The sequence below is a fragment of the Alsobacter sp. R-9 genome, from assembly GCF_054612375.1.
The window spans coordinates 47831-63828 of the sequence record NZ_JBTSWJ010000002.1 but is presented as its reverse complement, the minus strand read 5'-3'; the positions used below and the strand labels follow the sequence as shown (position 1 = coordinate 63828).

The window sequence follows — 15998 nt, the reverse complement described above, 5'->3', positions numbered from 1 at the left end:
TTCTGAGGCGGCTAGGCGACGAGTCGGCCTCCCTTGAAGACCTGCAGCCGCCCGACATCGCCGAGCACGGCGATATCGGCGGTCGGGTCGCCGTCGACGAGGACGAGATCGGCGAGTTTCCCCGACACGATCCGCCCCGCCTCGATCCCGAGCAGGTCGGCATTCGTCGCCGTCGCGGCGGTGATCGCCTCGAGCGGCGTCAGGCCGCCCTGCACGAGCAGGGCGAGTTCCTTCCAGTTGACCGGCCCGTGCTCCAGCATGAAGCCGGCATCCGTCCCCGAGCAGATCCTGACCCCGGCCTTGCGCGCCATGGCGAGCGAGGTCCACTTCGCCTCGCGGGCCGCATTCAGCCAGCGCCATGCCCCCGGGGAGACGCCCTGCTCCTCGGGCGTGAAGTCGAAGTTGCGCTCGTTCACGAGCAGCGTCGGCACGTAGTAGGTGCCGTGCTTCACCATCAGCTCGATGATCCGCTCGTCGCAGAAGTGGGCGTGCTCCACGCAGTCCACGCCTTGGATGATCGTGTTGGCGAGGCCCTCGTCGCCCGAGGTGTGCGCAGCGACGGTATAGCCCTGCATGTGGGCCTCGTCGCAGGCAGCGGCGATCTCCTCGTTGGTCATCTCCTGCCGGCACCACACGCCAGGCGTTCGCCAGTAGGAGACGCAGGTGTTCAGCTTGATGAAGTCGGCGCCGCGCTTGATCTCCTCGCGCACGCCCTGCCGGAACGCGACCGGGCCGTCGCAGGGGCGCGTCAGGTCGCGAAACTCCGTGTGGTCGGCCCAGCCGGGCTGGTCCATGTGGCCGCCCGTGACCGAGAGCCCGCGCCCGCACGCCTTGATGCGCGGCCCCTCGACATGTCCGGCGTCGATCGCGCGGCGCAGGTCGATGATCGTGCCCCCCGGGGCGTGCATGTCGCGCAGGGCCGTGAACCCACGGCGCAGGCTGTTGCGGGCGTAGGCGGCCGCCCGCAGCGCGATGGCCGGATAGGACATCTCCACCAGTTCGGCCCGGAAGGCGCGCTTGTGCGGAATGCCGCTGTAGGCAAGGTGGACATGGGCGTCGATCAGGCCGGGGATGAGGGTCTTGCCCGGCGCGTCGATCACCGTCGCGCCGTCCGGCAGTCCGACGTCCGCCGCGCGCCCGGCCGCGACGATCCGCTCCCCCTCCACCAGCACCGCGGCACCGTCCAACGGCGCGCCGCCGCGCCCGTCGACGAGGCGGCCGGCACGGATCACGAGGCGCGGCGCGGCAGCCTTCATGCGATGGCGCCCTCCTCGCGCAAACGGACGACGAGGTCCCACGCCCGGACGTACTGGTCGTGGATGCCGGACGGATCCTGCAATGCGAGGTGGACGAAGGCGGGCGCGATCTCCATGGGATCCTTCCAGATCTTGCGCTGCGCCTCGCCGTAGGTCGTCTCGCTCATCGCCGTGTGGACGGGATGACCGGGCGTGATGCTGTTGACCGCGATGTTGTAGGGTCCAAGCTCGAGCGCCAGCGCCCGCGACAGCCCCTCGATGCCGAACTTCGTGGCGCAGTACACGGCCTCGTCCACGCCGCCCTTGATACCGGCGTTGGACGACACGTTCATGATCGAGCCGCTGCGGCGGGCCTTCATGCCCGGCGCGACCGCCTTGCAGCACAGGAAAGGCGCACGGAGGTTGATGTCGTGCATCCAGTCCCATTCGTCGACGGTGGTGGCGTCGATGGGCTTGAAGAAGATGACGCCCGCATTGTTGACGAGGACGTCGATGCGCCCCTCCCCCGCCTCGATGGCGGCGAAGGTCTGCGCGACCGCAGGCGGCGACCGAAGGTCGAGTTCATGCGCCGCTGCGTGACCTCCCGCGGCATGGATGGCCGCCGTCACCACGGCGAGCTCGTCGCCCAGCCGGTCGATGAGATGCACCCGGCCACCCTCGGCGGCATAGAGCGTCGAGACGGCTCGACCGATCCCGCGTGCGGCTCCGGTGACGACGCAGACCTTGCCGGCGAGCCGCCCCGTCACGTCGCCACCCTCCCCCCGTCGATCAGGAGGCCGACGCCGGTGACGAACGACGACTGGTCGGAAGCGAGGTAGAGCACCGTCTGCGCGATTTCCTCGCCCGTGCCCATGCGCCCCATGGGCGTGATGGCGCGCCACTTCGCCTCGACGGCGGCGGGATCGTCGGAACGCGCAGCGTTGCGACGGTTCATGTCCGTGTCGATGACGCCGGGATTGATGGCGTTCACTCGGATGTTGCGCTGCGCGTACTCGATGGCCAAGACGCGCGTCAGCGACATCACGGCGCCCTTGGACGAGGCGTAGGAGATGTTGCCGCCGACATTGGCGAAGGCGCTGACGCTCGAATTGTTGACGATCGTTCCGCCGCCATTGCGCAGCAGCGCCGGGATGGCGTGCTTGCAGCCGAAGAACGTGCCCTTGAGATTGATGCCGATGACGCGGTCGAACAGCGCCTCGCTCACCTCGTGCGAGGGCGTGACCGGCTGCTCGATCCCGGCGTTGTTGAAGATGGTGTCGAGCTTGCCGTAGCGCTCTTCGGCGGTCGCCACGAGCGCTGCCACGTCCGCTTCCCGGGACACGTCGCAGCGCAGGAAGGTCGCCCTCCCGCCGGCCGCCTCGATCTCGGCCACGGCGCTGCGTCCGCCCTCCACGTCCACGTCGCCGATGACGACGGCCGCTCCTTCGCGGGCAAAGAGCACCGCCGTCGAGCGGCCCATGCCGTTTCCCGCACCCGTGACGATCGCGACCTTGCCTGCGAGCCTCACGCCTTGCCCCTGCTCATGCTCCGGATGGCATCCGGATTGCCTGGTCATTGCCGGCCCGAGGAGCACGACCGACCACGTCAGGAATGCTAGCGGCGGTCTAATTGTATAACAAGCTAATATTTTGCTCTTGAGGGGGACCGCGCGTCGTGGTCGGATGCGGGCGGTTCGTGCAAGGGTTCCGATGACCAGGCTCGCCGAGGACGAGATCATCCGGATCGAGGGTCTGGAGACCCGTTTCGAGACCGAGGACGGCCCCATCCGTTCGGTGGACGGCGTCGACCTCGTGCTTCGCCGCGGCGAGACGCTCGCCATCGTCGGGGAATCGGGGTCCGGCAAGTCCGTCACCTGCCTCAGCCTGATGGGCCTCGTGCAGGCTCCAGGGCGGATCGCGGCCGGCTCCATCCTGTTCCGCGACCGGCGCGGCGAGGTGCGGGACCTTGCGAGGCTCGACGACCGGGAGATGCGCGCGATCCGCGGCAACGAGATCGCCATGATCTTCCAGGAGCCGATGACGAGCCTCAACCCGCTCTACACGGTCGGCGACCAGATCGCCGAGGCGGTCGAGGAGCATGCTCGGGAGAGCCGGGCGCGGGCGTGGGACATCGCCGTCGAGAGCCTCAGGCGCGTCGGTATCGCCGATCCGGAGCGGCGGGTCCACGACTACCCGCACCAGATGTCCGGCGGCATGCGCCAGCGCGTCATGATCGCCATGGCTCTCGCCTGCCGTCCATCGGTGCTCATCGCCGACGAGCCGACCACCGCGCTGGACGTCACCATCCAGGCACAGATCCTCGACCTGCTGCGCCAGTTGCGCAGCAGCGAGGGCGGCGGCATGAGCATCGTGTTCATCACGCACAACATGGGCGTGGTGGCCGAGATGGCCGACCGCACGGCCGTGATGTATGCCGGCCGCGTCGTGGAGACGGGTCCCGTCCGCGAGATCTTCCGCAACCCGCGCCACCCCTACACCAGGGGGCTGCTCGGCAGCATCGCGCGGGCGTCCCGCCGGGCCGACGGCCGCCGGGAGCCGCTGCCGGCCATCCCCGGCAACGTGCCCAATCCGCTGGCCCTCCCGCCGGGCTGTCCCTTCGCGCCACGGTGCGCCCACGCTGTTGCGGCGTGCTCCGCCGCGGCTCCGCCGCTGGAGACGGTCGCGCCCGGCCACGCCACCCGCTGCTTCCGCTGGAGGGAGCTGTGACCGACGCCCCCGCCCTCGCCGGCCGCGCGGCCGCGCAAGTCCCCGCCCACGGCGAGCCGCTCCTCGACGTCGCGGGCCTCACCAAGCACTTCGGGGGGGCCAAGGGCTTCTTCGGCCCGCAGAAGCCCGTCATCCGGGCCATTGACGGCGTGAGCTTCAGCGTCGCACGCGGAGAAGTCGTCGGGCTCGTCGGAGAGAGCGGCTCCGGCAAGACCACGATCGGGCGGACGGTGCTGCGCCTCACCGATCCGACCGACGGCACGATCCGGTTCGACGGCACCGACATCACGACGCTCGACCGTGGCGCCATGCGCCCGTTCCGGCGGCGCATGCAGATCGTCTTCCAGGATCCCTTCGCCAGCCTCAACCCGAGGTTGCGAGTCGGCGCCGCCCTCGCCGAGGCGTTGACCATCCATGGCCTCTGGAATGGCCGCGACCGTCGCGACGCCGTCGTGGAGATCCTCGAGCGGGTCGGCCTCTCCGCCCAGCACCTCGACCGCTATCCGCACGAGTTCTCGGGCGGCCAGCGCCAGCGCATCGTCATCGCCCGCGCGCTCGCCGTCGAACCCGACCTGATCGTCGCCGACGAGCCGGTCTCCGCCCTCGACGTGTCGATCCAGGCGCAGATCATCAACCTGCTGGCGCGCCTCCAGTCCGACTTCGGGCTGGCGATGCTGTTCATCTCCCACGACCTCAGCGTCGTCGAGTACATCTGCGACCGCGTCATCGTGCTCTATCTCGGCAAGGTGATGGAGATGGCGCCGGTCGAGCGCCTGTTCTCGGCGCCGCAGCACCCCTACACGATGGCGCTTCTCGCCGCCGCGCCCGTGGCCGATCCCGACGCACCGCGCCGGCGCATGGTGCTGGCGGGCGACATTCCCAGCCCGGCGAACCCGCCGTCCGGTTGCGTCTTCCGGACGCGGTGCCCCTTCGCCATCGCCGAGTGCGCTCGGACCGTGCCGCCGCTGCGCCAGGTGGCGCCGGGTCACCTCAAGGCCTGCATCCGGGACGACGTCGCATGACCCGCGGCGGTCCGCGCCGGTCGCGGTCAGGCCGCGGCGCGACCGCCGGAGGTGTCGGCGAGATGATCGGCGGCCCGCAGGGCGAAGGCCTGGGCCGTCGCGGTCGGATTCACCGAGGACGAGGTCACGAACACGCTGGCGTCGATGACGAACAGGTTGTCGCTGTCGTGGCAACGGCCGTAGGGATCGACCACCGACGTCTCCGGGTCGGTGCCCATGCGCGCCGTGCCCATGATGTGGAACCCCGCGTCCGTCTGCAGCGGCGTGTGGAAGAGGTCTCCTGCCCCCGCCTCCCTCAGCACCTCCCCGGCCCGCGCCATGCCGAAGTCGAGGCTCCGGCGCGAGTTCTCGGAAAGGCGATAGATCATTCGCGGTGCCGGAAGACCGTCGCGGTCCATGATCCGCTCGGACAGCGCGATCCGGTTCTCCGCCTCGGGCAGGTCCTCCGCGCAGATGCTGATGCCGGCGATCCGGTCGAACCGGCGCTCGAACTCCGCGTGATGGGCCCCGCCGAGTGGCAGGGCCGAGCCAAGAGAGGCCCCGAGGGCCAGTGCAACCGGTTGCGGACCGAAGTTCAGCTGCAGCTTGAAGCCTCGCACGAAGTCGTGCGTGGGCCGGGTGGAGAAGAACTCGAAGGAGATGATCCCCGCCTTCTGCCCGGAGGTCCAGCTGCCGAGCGGCCCGTCGAACAGGCCTTCCACCTTCGCGTAGGGATGCAGCATGAGGTTGCGGCCCACGAGGCCGGACCGGTTGGCGAGCCCCTCGGGCCACGCCCCCGACCGCGACAGCAGCAGCAGGCGCGGCGTGCCCATGCCGTTGGCTGCCAGCATGAATTGGGAGCCGCGAACGCGGAAACGGCCCTCCTCCCCGGCGCAGACCAGCGCCGTCACGCGGCCGTCGCGGTCGTGCTCCAGTTCCAGCGCGCGGGTACGTGTGAGGAGCCGGGCCCCGGCTGCCAGCGCCCGCCGCATGTAGATCCGGTCGGCGGACTGCCGCAGCCGCGCCGGGCAACCGACGTCGCAGGGCCCGACATGCGTACAGGGTTCGTCGCCGTCCTCGGAGCGCCCGAGGGTGAGGTCGACGGGCCACCAGTGCCACCCCAGCCGGTCGAAGGCCGCCGCGAAGCGGCGCCCGCACGGCCCGATGGTCGGCAAGGTCCGCAAGGGGTTGCGCCGCAAGGGGGCGGACGGGTCGCCGGCGACGCCGCCAAGCCCGATCTCCGTCTCGTTGAGTTCGAACCACGGGGCGAGGTCCTCGTGGTCGATTGGCCAGTCGTCGCCCACCCCGTCGAGCGTGCGCATCCGGAAATCCTCCGCGCGGAACCGCGGCATGTGGGCCGACCACCACACCGAGCTTCCACCGACGGCGTGGCCGACCATGGGTCGGATGGGGCTGTCGGTGTCGTCGACGGGTTCGTCCTCCCCCCACCGGCGCACGTTGGGGTTCGCATGCCAGGCGGACCGGCGACGCAGCTCGAAGTCCGGCTCGGTGCGCGGGACGGCAGACGCCTCCACCCAGCCACCGCGCTCGATGCACAGGACGCTGAGCCCGCGCGTGGCGAGCCGCCACGCGGCGGCGGCGCCGGTGGGGCCGGTTCCCACGATGACCACGTCCGCCTCGAGATCGGGCATCCCCAGCCTCCCCTGCCGCGCCGGCGCTCACGGAGCTCGCGATGATCGATGCGGTCCGCATGAGAAGCGTACTGGATGCCATGATCCCCGGCCACGCGAACAGATGGCCCGCGGCGGCGGACGTGCTCGACGCCGGACGCATGGCGCAGGCCGTCGCCGATGCCCTCGGCCCGCAGGGCGCAGCGGTGATCGCGACCGCCGCCAACGGCGCATCAGCCCTTGCAACGCTGTCGCGCACGGCCCCCGACAGCGCGCGGCGCCTCTGCGAGATCGTCTACCGCGCCTACTACACCACGCCCGCCGTGCAGGCCGTGATCCGCGAACTGGCCGAGGCAGGGCCGCGGGACGCCTCGCCCGACTTCGACGAGACCCTGCTCGCCGCCGTCCGCGGCCGGCAGGGAGGACCCTGGAGGATGAGATGAGCACCGGATCCGAGATCGAACTGCTGAGCCCGCCCGACATGTTCCGCGGCCCGACCTACGAGCACGCGGCGCGCGTCGGCGACTTCATCTTCATCGCCGGACAGGTCGCCAAGGACATCGAAGGCAAGGTGATCGGCCCCAACGACGCCGAGGCCCAGGCCCGCGCGGTCTTCGAAAGCCTCGGCAAGGTCCTGGCTTATTGCGGGGTCACCCCGCGCGACGTGGTGAAGGTCACGACCTACCTCGTCGACTCGGCCGACGCGCCCAAGGTGACGCCCATCCGCCTCGCCTTCTTCGACGGGCACCGGCCCCCGCATACCGGCGTCGTCATCAAGGCACTCGGTTCCCCGGAGGTCCGGCTGGAGGTCGAGGCCATCGCTGTCGCCCGGCGCGGGGCCTGACGGCGATGGCGGTCCCCTTCTACGATCACGCCCGGCTCTATCGCCGCGACAAGGCGGCGATCGACGCCGCGATCGCGAGGGTTCTGGAGAGTGGTCGCCTGGACTGGGGGCCGGAGGTGCCGGCCTTCGAGGCGGCCTTCGCCGCGTGGGTCGGCGCGCCCCACGCGGTGACGACGAACTCCGGGACCGCAGCGCTCAAAGTGGCGCTGATGGCGCTGGGCGTCGGCACGGGCGACGAGGTCGTCACCGTCGCCAACACGGACATCGCCAGCGCATCCGCCATCAGGCTCGTCGGCGCGCGGCCGGTCTTCGTCGACGTCGACCCGCAGTCGCTGACGATGGACCTCGACGCGATGCGTGCGGCGGTCACGCCCCGGACGAAGGCAATCCTGCCCGTTGATCTCTTCGGCCATCCCGCTGCGATGCCGGAGATCGTCGCCTTCGCCCGCCCCCGCGGGATCGCCGTGGTCGAGGACGCGTGCCTTGCGCTGGGGGCCGAAATCGATGGGCAGCGCGTCGGCACGATCGCGGACATCACCTGCTTCAGCTTCGCCCCGACCAAGCACCTCGGCTCCATCGGCTCGGGCGGGGCCTGCACCACGGCGGATTCCGCGCTCGCGCAGCGGATGCAGATGATCGCGGCCTATGGCCAGTCACGCGACCGGCACATGGGCGGCGCGGCGAGGATGCTACTGCACCACGAGACGCTCGGCCTGAACGAACGGCTGGACGAGATCCAGGCCGCGGTGCTGCAGGCCAAGCTCCCGCGGGTGGACGAGAGCCTCGCGGTGCGCCGCCGACAGGCGGAACTGTACGCCGAGGCGCTCGCGGCGGCGCCGGTCGACGTCCCGCAACCCTCGAATCGCGTGCGGCACGCTTTCCGCAACTACGTGGTGCATGTGGACCGGCGGGACGCGGTGCGGGAGGCGCTCGCCGCCCGCGGCATCCCGACCGCCGTGTCCTATGCGCCGCCGCTCCACCTGCACCCGGCCTTCGCCGATCTCGGCTGCGAGCGCGGCTCCCTGCCCGTCTCGGAACGTTCGGGCGATCGCCTGATGGGCCTGCCGATCGGTCCGCACCTCGACGACGACGCCATCGCGGAGGTCGCCGCCGCGATCAGGGCGGTCGTGTGAGCCTGCCGGCGGGTTCTCCCGCCTCGCTGGCCGCTGCCGACGCAGGCGGCGCGCGCCGCGACAGCGTCGCCTCGCGGATGGTGATGTAGAGCGCCGAGAGCGTCACCAGCGCAGCACCGACGACGGTCTGCGCGTCCGGCATCTCGGCGAAAAGCCAGGCTCCGGCGATCGCCGAGAAGACGATGCGCAGGTACTGGACCGGGGCGATGCCGGACGCGTCGGCGCCGCGGAACGAGCTGATCGAGGCCCACTGCCCCAGAGTGCCGACGACGCCGATGGCCACGGTGAGGACCCAGATCGTGGGAGACGGCCAGTCCCAGGTCGCGACGGCCCACGGCAGGTTCACCACCGTCGTCATCAGCGCGATGTAGCCCATGATGGTCGCCGTCGGCTCCGTCCGCGTCAGCCCCTTGGTCGCCAGCGTGATCCCCGCCGAGTTCAGGGCCAGGAACAGGGCGACGAGCATCGGAACGTCGAACGTCATCGTCGTGGGGCGCACCACGACGAGGATCCCGAGAAACCCGACGATGGTGGCCGTCCAGCGACGCCACCCCACCGTCTCGCCGAGCAGCGGACCGGCCGCGGCGGTCGTGAAGATCACATTGCCGAAGAAGATGACGGTCGCGGTAGCCAGCGGCAGGTGGGCGAAGGCGTAGAAATAGGCGACCGACCCCACGGCGCTCAGCATGCCCCGCATGACGTGCATCATCGGACGGCTGCTGGTGAAGGCGATGCGGAAGGAGCCGCGCAACCAAAGCGCGAGAAACGCGAACTGGATGAGACAGCGCACCAGCGCGAGTTGCGGTGCGTTGGCCTGTGGACCGATCAGCCGGATGAGCACGGCCTCGACCGTGAACATCGCCATCGCCAGAAAGGCGAGGCCATAGGCCCGCAGAACCGCCCGGTCCATGGCGCATGCGGGCGCCGGAGCGCACCGCTCTCCCTAGTTTCCGTTGGGCCGGACGGAGCGGAGCGTGCTCAGCCGGCCGCGCTGCGGCGCGTGCGCGCCACGAGCAGCAGGTGATCCTCGAGTGCCGTCCGCAGGTCCTGCAGGCGGGGCTTGCGGCCGCACTGCTCGAGGATCCAGTCGCGGAACGCCTCGTGCTGGCGCGCCACCTTGGACAGGTCCTTGTCGCGGTAGGGCTCGAGGCTGAAGATGACGAGCACGTGGCGCGCGATCGCATTCCACAGCGTGGCGGCGATCTCGTTGCGCGACGCGCGGCAGATCGTGCGGTGGAACTCGAGGTCGGCACGAAGCGAGGCGCGGCCGTCGCCTGCCTTCGCCGACATCCGCATCTGCTCGATCGGCACGTTGAGCTCGGCCGGATCCTCCAGCCCGCTCGCCCAGTTGGCGATGGCGTCGCGCAGCAGGAAGGTCTCGAGCATCAGCCGGACCTCCATGACCTTCTCGATCGTCTCCGGCTCGAAGGACGCCACGCGGTAGCCGCGGTGGCCGCCGCCGGAGAGGATTCCCTGGGCGTGAAGCACCTTGAGCGCCTCGCGGATCGGCACCCGGCTCACCCCGAGGCGGTCGGCCAGCGTCGTCTCGACGATGCGCTCGCCCGGCATCAGCAGCCGTGTGGCGATCGCCTCGGCAACGGAGTCGGCGATGGATTCGGCAAGGAGAAGCCGCTTGGGCTGCGGAAAGGCCTCGATGTTGGCATCGATCTTGGGGGCAGCCGTCACGGGTGCGTCCTCCGGCAGGGGTGCTGGATCTGCAAAACGCAAGCGAAAGCGATTCGGATCGCGTCCGAACCGATCCATCCATCGCTCAAATGATGATGCGCGCCAGTCGTCACAGAATGGTTGCTCCAAAATTCCTGTGGGGATCGACCTCCCGCTGCAATCGCCCGGTGGGCCGCGCCGGCTCGCCGCCGGAACGGGGCAGGAAGCGGCCAAAGCCGGGCTTCACGCGCAGGGCGCCCCCCTCGACGACCGGGGTGCCCCGCACCAGCACGGTTTCCGGCCAGCCCCGGACCGTGCGACCGGGATAGGGCGTGTATCCGGTCGCGTCATGCATGAGGTCGTCCGCGAAGGTGAAGGTGCGGTCGGGGTCCCAGATGGCAATGTCCGCGTCCGCGCCGGGCGCGATGGTGCCCTTTCGCGGATGCAGGTTGTAGAGCCGCGCGGGGTTCGTCGACGTGAGCTCGACGAACTTCTGCGCCCCGAGCCGGCCCTTCGAGACCATGGCGTCGAACATCAGCGGCAGGCGGCTCTCCAGGCCGGGCATGCCGTTGCCGATCTGCTTGAACGTTGCCGTCGGACCGGCCCTCAGCTTGCCCGTCTCGTCGAACCGGAAGGGGGCATGGTCGGACGAGACGACCTGAAGGTCGCCGAGGTCCAGGGCGCGCCAGAGGGCTTCGTGGTCGGCAGCCGAGCGAGCCGGCGGGCTGAACATGCGCTTGGCGCCTTCCAGCCCGGGCAGGTCCACGTCCTCGGCGGTCAACACCAGGTAGTGAGGGCACGTCTCGGCGAACACCTTGACGCCGCGGCCGCGAGCGTCGCGGATCACCTGCGCGCCCTCCCCCGTCGAGACGTGGAAGATCATGATCGGCTGGTCGACGAGCTCGGCCATGGCGATGAGCCGGGTGAACGCCTCGGTCTCGGCGAGGCGCGGATGGGACATCGCGTGGTACTTCGGCGCGATGTAGCCCTTCTCCACGAGCCGGCGGCTCATCCAGGAGATCATGCCGTGGTTCTCGGCGTGCACGCACACCATGGCGCCGGACTGGCGTGCCGCGAGCAGGACGTCGAGGAACTTCTCGTCGTCGACCTTCAGCCGGTCGTACGTCATGAACATCTTGATGGAGCCGACGCCGGCCTCGACCATCGCCGGTATGTCCGACGCGACCGTCTCGGGCGTCGGGTCGGCAATGATCATGTGCAGCGCGTAGTCGACGACGGCGCCCCTCTCGGCCAGCGCCCGATAGTCGGCCACCACCTGCCGGAGGTTGAGCCCGACGTGCTGGGCGGCGAACGGGATCACCGTGGTCGTTCCGCCGAACGCCGCGGAGACCGTCGCACTCTCGAAGTTGTCGGCGTTGACGAGGCCGGCGGCCGTCATCTGCTCGATATGGCAGTGCGCATCGACGCCGCCCGGCATCACCAGCCGCCCCGTCGCGTCGATCTCGCGCTTTCCCGCCGGGAGCCCGAGGCCGACCGCCACGACGCTCTCTCCGGCGATCGCCACGTCGGCCCGCACGCTGTCGACGGCCGTGACCACGGTGCCGCCGCGAATAACGAGGTCGGGGGCTTCAACCATCGCCTGAGGTCCTTCCTGCCCTGGGGTCGCCCGCCGGCCGGGCCGGTGACCCGCATCCTTGCGACGCTACTTTGTATACATTAAGACAAACTGACAGTCGCTGGAAATGGGGCTTTTCCATATGCGTCGACGGAATGCAAGCGCCGCGCGGCCGACCTTTCTCATTCCTTCGGAGGGATGGGCATGCTGAGGATCGGCCTCGACGTCGGCGGCACCTTCACCGACTTCATCCTGATGGACGAGGCGGACGGGACGATCCGCTACTTCAAGGTGCCCTCGACACCGTCCGATCCGTCGGAAGCCATCGAGAACGGCCTCCGGCAATTGCTGGATCTCGCCGGTCGAAAAGGGGCGGACGTCGGATACCTGGGGCACGGCACGACGGTCGCGACCAACATCGTCATCGAGCGGCGCGGCGCGCGCACCGGCCTGCTCACGACGAAGGGGTTCCGCGACGTGCTGGAACTCGGGCGCCAGGCGCGGCCGTCGATCTACGACTACCGCATCCGCAAGCCCCCGCCCCTCGTGCCCCGCGAGCGCCGGCAGGAGGTCTCGGAACGGGTCGGCCCCGAAGGAACGGTCCTGAAGCCGCTCGACGACACATCGCTCGACGAGGCCGTGCTGGCCCTGAAGGGCGAAGGCGTGGAGGCGGTCGCCATCTGCTTCCTCCACTCCTATCTCGCCCCCTCGCACGAGGAGGCGGCGCGGGCAGCGGTGGAACGCCTGCTTCCGGGGGTCTATGTCAGCGTCTCCTCGCGGATCCTCCCGGAGTTCCGGGAGTTCGAGCGCATGTCCACGACCGTGGTGAACGCGTTCACCGGCCCTCGCATGGGCCGCTACCTCGACGAGTTCCGCCGGCGCGTGGCCGAGATCGGCATCCCGGCCGAGCCCTACACCATCCACTCCAACGGCGGCCTCATGTCGGTGGAGACAGCCCGGGAGTGCCCGGTGCGCACCTGTGTCTCCGGGCCGGCCGCCGGCGTCGTCGGCGCGGCGGCCATCGGCACGCTGGCCGGATTGCCGGACCTGATCACCTTCGACGTGGGCGGCACCTCCACCGACGTCTCGCTGATCCACGAAGGACGGCCGCAGTTCACCGGCAACAGGCTCGTCGCGGGCTACCCCGTGAAGACGCCGATGATCGACATCCACGTGATCGGCGCGGGCGGCGGCTCGATCGCCGCGGTCGACGAGGCCGGCGCCCTGAAGGTCGGGCCACGCTCCGCCGGCGCCCATCCGGGTCCGGTCGCCTACGGCCAGGGCGGCACCGAGGCAACGATCACCGACGCCAACCTGACGCTCGGGCGCCTCGACCCCCTCTCCTTCCTCGGCGGGCGGATGACGGTCGACCTCGACGCGGCGCGGCGGGTGATCGCCGACACCGTGGCAAAGCCGCTCGGGCTGACGCTGGAGGCGGCGGCGCACGGCATCATCCAGATCGCCAACGCCAACATGAGCCGCGCGATCCGCGCGGTCTCGATCGAGCGCGGCTACGCCATCGCGGACTTCGCGCTCGCCGCCTTCGGGGGCGCGGGTCCGCTCCACGCGGCGGAAGTCGCCGTGGAATGCGGCATCCCCACCGTGCTCATCCCGATCGAGCCGGGGACCCTCTGTGCCCGGGGCATGCTCTACACCGATCTCTCGTCGGATTACGTCCGCAGCTGCTTCGGGGACGCCGACCCCGCCAGCTGGCGCGCCGTCCTCTCGGTCCTCGGCGAACTCAGCCGCGAGGGCCATGCATGGCTCGACCGTGAAGGCATCGCGGGCGACCTGCGCAGCGAGCGGCGGATGCTCGATGCCCGCTACCGCGGCCAGAACTTCGAGGTGAAGGTCGATTGCTCGGGTCTCGGCGAGGAGGACTTCGACGAGCTCGTGCGCCGCTTCCATGCCGCCCATGACCGGGAATACGGCTACAGCATCCCCGACCGCGCGATCGAGTTCGTGAGTTGCCGCGTGCAGGCGATCGGCACGGTGCCGAAGCCTCCGGTCCGCCGGCACCAGGGCGGCCCGTCCCTGGCGGCGGCAATCATCGGCGAGCGCCCCGTCTACATCGACGCCGCCCACGGCTGGCGCACCGCGACCGTCTACCAGCGCGAGCGGCTGCCGGTCGGCGAGCCCGTCCAGGGTCCCGCCATCGTCAACGAGATGAGCGCCACCACGGTCGTCCTGCCCGGCCAGACGCTGCGGGTCGACGAGTACGGCAACATGATCCTCAAGGTGTCCGCATGACCACCGACGCCGGCCTGTTCGATGCCATCCAGATGGAGGTGTTCAGCAACCGCCTCCTCGCCATCGCCGAGGACATGGGCTCGATCCTGATCCGCTCCTCGTTCTCCACCAACATCAAGGAGCGGCGGGACTGCTCGACCGCGCTCTTCGACGCCGCCGGGCGGCTGATCGCCCAAGCGGACCACATCCCGATCCATCTGGGCGCCATGATCGGAGCCGTGGAGACGATCCTCGCCCGGTACCGGCTCGACGACATGCAGCCGGGCGACGCCTTCATCTGCAACGACCCATACCTCGCCGGCGGCAGCCATCTGCCCGACATCTCCATCATCACGCCCGTGCATCATGACGGCGTCGTCCGCTTCTTCTGCGGCAACATCGCCCACCATGCCGACGTCGGCGGCCGCACGCCGGGCTCGACCTCCGGCACGTCGCGCTCGATCTTCGAGGAGGGCATCCGGCTGCCGGTGATCCGCATCGCACGCGCAGGAACGATCGATACCGACCTGCTGGAGCTCATCGCCCACAACACGCGCGATCCCGAGGAGCGCATCCTCGACCTGAAGACCCAGATCGGCAGCAATGCCCGCGGCGCCGAGATGCTGCTGCAGCTGACCCGCCGCATGGGTTGGCCCACCGTGGAACGGGCCATCGAGGACATCCTCACCTACACGAACCGCCGCCTGAAGAGCCGCATCGCCGCCCTGCCCGACGGGGAGTACCGCTTCGAGCGCGCGCTCGACGACGATGGCTACGAGGGCCCCACGGTTCCGATCGTCTGCACGGCTCGCATTGCCGGGGACACGCTGGAACTGGATTTCGAGGGCTCAGGGCCCGAGGCGCGTGGTGCCGTGAACCTGCCCGACAGCGCCCTCAAGGCCTCGGTCTATTACTGCGTGAAGGCGGTGCTGGACCCCGGACTGATGCCGAACCAGGGCATCATCGACCCGATCCGCATCTCGGCGCCCGCCGGCACGATCGTCAATCCGCGCCCGCCGGCTGCCGTCGCGGCGCGGGCAGTGACCTCCAACCGGCTCTGCGGCGCAGTGTTCGGAGCCCTCTACCAGGCCCTCCCGCCTGAGGAGACGATGGCCTCCTGCAACGACTCCACCTCCGCGACGTCGGTCGCGGGCTGGCATCCCCGGCGCCGGACCACCTACGTCTATCCCGAGAGCATGGGCGGCGGCGCAGGCGCTTTCGCCGACAGCGACGGGCAGGACGCCGTCCACGTGCACACGGTCAACTCCACCAACCTTCCCGTCGAGGCGCTCGAGCTCGAGTACCCACTCCTGCTCGACGAATACTGTCTCGTGCCGGACTCCGGCGGCGCCGGACGGTACCGCGGCGGCATGGGCATGGCGCGGCAGATCCGCTTCCGGCACGACGGCACCGTCTTCTCCGCCCGCTCGGACGCGCATCTCGTTCCGGCACCGGGCGTACATGGCGGGAAACCGAGCAACGTCACCCGCATCATCCGCAATCCGGGCACGCCGGAGGCGCAGGAACTGCACTCCAAGGCCTCGGGGCTGGTCATGAAGGCCGGCGAGACCGTCCGGGTGGAGACGCTGGGCGGCGGCGGATGGGGCGCCCCTGCCGAGCGCCCGCTCGACCTTCTTGCAAGGGACCTCCGCCAGGGCAAGGTCACCCGCGCCGCGGCCGAACGGGACTACGGATCGGAGCGCGTCGCGGCGGCGCTCGCCCTGCCCCGGGACTGATCCCGCAGGGCCTCCGAGGGGCGCGGCCGTCGTACCCGGGTTCGGGGGACCGCTGCGCCCTGCGGGCCCCCGTCGCGCCGTTTCTTGGCGAATACTACTCCATTTGGATTAATCCAGCCCGCTTATGGTCAGTTGGTCCGATGAATGTGAGGACCCGTTAACCGTGCGCCGGCCCCTGCCCGCGCCTGCCGAAGGGACCGAGGTCGGCCGGCACGCGGCGTA

Annotated in this window: 14 protein-coding genes; 7 read left to right on the top strand and 7 right to left on the bottom strand. The window is 70.2% G+C overall.

Annotation, left to right across the window (positions count from 1 at the left end):
• Positions 1-11: 11 nt before the first annotated feature.
• The 3 genes from ACX9GQ_RS02970 to ACX9GQ_RS02960 are packed head-to-tail and all read right to left on the bottom strand — an operon-like array spanning position 12 to position 2763.
• Positions 12-1256, bottom strand: coding sequence for an amidohydrolase family protein (locus ACX9GQ_RS02970; protein WP_459628049.1), 1245 nt, complete (start codon positions 1254-1256; stop codon positions 12-14).
• Positions 1253-2002: an SDR family NAD(P)-dependent oxidoreductase gene (locus ACX9GQ_RS02965; RefSeq protein ID WP_459628048.1), complete on the bottom strand. Its 750-nt coding sequence runs from the start codon at positions 2000-2002 to the stop codon at positions 1253-1255. The genes ACX9GQ_RS02970 and ACX9GQ_RS02965 overlap by 4 nt, the downstream gene beginning before the upstream one ends.
• Positions 1999-2763: an SDR family NAD(P)-dependent oxidoreductase gene (locus ACX9GQ_RS02960; RefSeq protein ID WP_459628047.1), complete on the bottom strand. Its 765-nt coding sequence runs from the start codon at positions 2761-2763 to the stop codon at positions 1999-2001. The genes ACX9GQ_RS02965 and ACX9GQ_RS02960 overlap by 4 nt, the downstream gene beginning before the upstream one ends.
• Positions 2764-2944: 181 nt before the next feature.
• On the opposite strand from ACX9GQ_RS02960, the gene ACX9GQ_RS02955 reads away from it, so the two are divergent.
• Both ACX9GQ_RS02955 and ACX9GQ_RS02950 read left to right on the top strand, forming a co-directional pair.
• Positions 2945-3961, top strand: coding sequence for an ABC transporter ATP-binding protein (locus ACX9GQ_RS02955; RefSeq protein ID WP_459628046.1), 1017 nt, complete (start codon positions 2945-2947; stop codon positions 3959-3961).
• Positions 3958-4983: an ABC transporter ATP-binding protein gene (locus ACX9GQ_RS02950; RefSeq protein ID WP_459628045.1), complete on the top strand. Its 1026-nt coding sequence runs from the start codon at positions 3958-3960 to the stop codon at positions 4981-4983. Before ACX9GQ_RS02955 ends, ACX9GQ_RS02950 begins: the two co-directional genes overlap by 4 nt.
• Positions 4984-5009: 26 nt before the next feature.
• On the opposite strand, the gene ACX9GQ_RS02945 is transcribed toward ACX9GQ_RS02950, so the two are convergent.
• Positions 5010-6614, bottom strand: coding sequence for a GMC family oxidoreductase (locus ACX9GQ_RS02945; protein ID WP_459628044.1), 1605 nt, complete (start codon positions 6612-6614; stop codon positions 5010-5012).
• 59 nt (positions 6615-6673) lie between these two features.
• Between ACX9GQ_RS02945 and ACX9GQ_RS02940 the strand changes: the two genes are divergently transcribed.
• From ACX9GQ_RS02940 to ACX9GQ_RS02930, 3 genes are read left to right on the top strand one after another with little or no spacing between them, the layout of a single operon-like run.
• Positions 6674-7036: a hypothetical protein gene (locus ACX9GQ_RS02940; protein ID WP_459628043.1), complete on the top strand. Its 363-nt coding sequence runs from the start codon at positions 6674-6676 to the stop codon at positions 7034-7036.
• Positions 7033-7437 carry a RidA family protein gene (locus ACX9GQ_RS02935; protein WP_459628042.1) on the top strand — a complete coding sequence of 135 codons (405 nt, stop codon included), beginning with the start codon at positions 7033-7035 and terminating at the stop codon, positions 7435-7437. Before ACX9GQ_RS02940 ends, ACX9GQ_RS02935 begins: the two co-directional genes overlap by 4 nt.
• A 5-nt stretch (positions 7438-7442) precedes the next feature.
• Entirely contained in the window at positions 7443-8570 is a 1128-nt protein-coding gene (locus tag ACX9GQ_RS02930; protein WP_459628041.1) for a DegT/DnrJ/EryC1/StrS family aminotransferase, read from the top strand.
• Here ACX9GQ_RS02930 and ACX9GQ_RS02925 read toward each other — a convergent pair.
• The 3 genes from ACX9GQ_RS02925 to hydA form a co-directional block, all read right to left on the bottom strand.
• Positions 8554-9480: a DMT family transporter gene (locus tag ACX9GQ_RS02925; RefSeq protein WP_459628040.1), complete on the bottom strand. Its 927-nt coding sequence runs from the start codon at positions 9478-9480 to the stop codon at positions 8554-8556. The genes ACX9GQ_RS02930 and ACX9GQ_RS02925 overlap by 17 nt on opposite strands.
• Before the next feature lie 68 nt (positions 9481-9548).
• The gene (locus ACX9GQ_RS02920) at positions 9549-10256 is read right to left on the bottom strand and encodes a GntR family transcriptional regulator (RefSeq protein WP_459628039.1); all 708 of its coding nucleotides are present in this window, start codon (positions 10254-10256) and stop codon (positions 9549-9551) included.
• Between the two features lie 109 nt (positions 10257-10365).
• Positions 10366-11832, bottom strand: a complete 1467-nt coding sequence (hydA, locus tag ACX9GQ_RS02915) for a dihydropyrimidinase (RefSeq protein WP_459628038.1) — start codon at positions 11830-11832, stop codon at positions 10366-10368.
• Between the two features lie 183 nt (positions 11833-12015).
• Between hydA and ACX9GQ_RS02910 the strand changes: the two genes are divergently transcribed.
• Positions 12016-14061, top strand: coding sequence for a hydantoinase/oxoprolinase family protein (locus ACX9GQ_RS02910; protein ID WP_459628037.1), 2046 nt, complete (start codon positions 12016-12018; stop codon positions 14059-14061).
• Positions 14058-15776 carry a hydantoinase B/oxoprolinase family protein gene (locus tag ACX9GQ_RS02905; protein ID WP_459628036.1) on the top strand — a complete coding sequence of 573 codons (1719 nt, stop codon included), beginning with the start codon at positions 14058-14060 and terminating at the stop codon, positions 15774-15776. Before ACX9GQ_RS02910 ends, ACX9GQ_RS02905 begins: the two co-directional genes overlap by 4 nt.
• Positions 15777-15998: the final 222 nt, after the last annotated feature.